The organism is Savagea serpentis (assembly GCF_015351395.1).
In the GTDB taxonomy this organism is placed as follows: domain Bacteria; phylum Bacillota; class Bacilli; order Bacillales_A; family Planococcaceae; genus Savagea; species Savagea serpentis.
The window spans coordinates 1-682 of the sequence record NZ_JADKPV010000018.1; the positions used below are offsets into that span (position 1 = coordinate 1).

Genomic DNA, 682 nt, shown 5'->3' on the forward strand with positions numbered 1-682 from the left:
TATGTACAATCCGGTCAATCGTTGTGACCGATGTCCGTTTTATTCAGTTTTGAGTGTTTTATTTACAAAAAACACTTGCATATTATAAGATATTTGATATAATATAATATGTCTTGAGAAATAATATAGTCTAGTGATGATGGCAAAGAGGTCACACCTGTTCCCATACCGAACACAGTAGTTAAGCTCTTTAGCGCCGATGGTAATTGGGGGTTTCCCCCTGTGAGAGTAGGACATTGCTAGTCTAGATTTTCTCAATTTATTATTAAAACGTGTAACTTCTAATTAATCCGCAGTAGCTCAGTGGTAGAGCAATCGGCTGTTAACCGATCGGTCGCAAGTTCGAGCCTTGCCTGCGGAGCCATTCTTGGAGAGCTGTCCGAGCGGCTGAAGGAGCACGATTGGAAATCGTGTAGGCGGTATACACTGTCTCAAGGGTTCAAATCCCTTGCTCTCCGCCAGATTTCAAAGAGATTCTATTGAGTAAGGCCCCTTGGTCAAGCGGTTAAGACACCGCCCTTTCACGGCGGTAACACGGGTTCGAGTCCCGTAGGGGTCACCATTTTCGGAGGATTAGCTCAGCTGGGAGAGCACCTGCCTTACAAGCAGGGGGTCGGCGGTTCGAACCCGTCATCCTCCACCATTAGACATTCATACTAATTATTATCGCGGAGTGGATTAT

4 tRNA genes and 1 rRNA gene are annotated in these 682 nt (G+C 45.5%); all 5 read left to right on the top strand.

Annotated elements, in window-relative coordinates:
• Positions 1 to 129: 129 nt before the first annotated feature.
• The 5 genes from rrf to IRY55_RS13370 all read left to right on the top strand — a co-directional run bounded on the left by rrf (position 130) and on the right by IRY55_RS13370 (position 643).
• Positions 130 to 245: ribosomal RNA gene (gene rrf, locus IRY55_RS13350) — 5S ribosomal RNA — on the top strand.
• Between the two features lie 44 nt (positions 246 to 289).
• A tRNA-Asn gene (locus IRY55_RS13355) sits at positions 290 to 364 on the top strand.
• A gap of 5 nt (positions 365 to 369) precedes the next feature.
• Positions 370 to 461 (top strand) — tRNA-Ser (locus tag IRY55_RS13360).
• 26 nt (positions 462 to 487) lie between these two features.
• A tRNA-Glu gene (locus tag IRY55_RS13365) sits at positions 488 to 562 on the top strand.
• A gap of 5 nt (positions 563 to 567) precedes the next feature.
• Positions 568 to 643: transfer RNA gene (locus IRY55_RS13370), tRNA-Val, on the top strand.
• Positions 644 to 682: the final 39 nt, after the last annotated feature.